This is a genomic window from Oleiphilus sp. HI0125, assembly GCF_001635355.1.
This window is the reverse complement of the sequence record NZ_LWGF01000528.1, coordinates 1-376: the sequence shown is the minus strand read 5'-3', so window position 1 is coordinate 376 and position 376 is coordinate 1. Positions and strand designations below refer to the sequence as shown.

1 protein-coding gene is annotated in these 376 nt (G+C 50.0%); it reads right to left on the bottom strand.

The genetic code is table 11. From position 1 onward, the window contains the following. On the bottom strand, positions 1-376 hold a 376-nt coding region (locus A3762_RS06705; protein WP_156493302.1), incomplete at both ends, for an FAD-binding protein.

Sequence of the window (376 nt, the reverse complement as noted above, 5' to 3'; positions counted from 1 at the left end):
CAAAGCGATGCATAAAACGCTCGCCGTTTGGCAAGAGCAAGTGACCGCCTTCACCTCGCACGGCTTCGGTGATCAAAAATGTCTTCGCTTGTGGGTGGTATAGGCATGTCGGGTGGAATTGATTGAACTCCATGTTGGCTACGCGACAACCACTTCGCCACGCCATCGCAATACCATCACCGCTCGCGCCATCTGGATTACTGGTGTACAGGTATGCTTTCGAAGCGCCGCCAGTTGCAATGATGACAAATCGAGCTCGGAACAGTTCAACTTCACCATTCTCTCGATTAAGAACGTAAGCACCGACACATCGATTGCCGGGTAGAAAGAGCTTTTTATGTGTAATCAGATCGATCGCAACGCGATTGGTAAATAC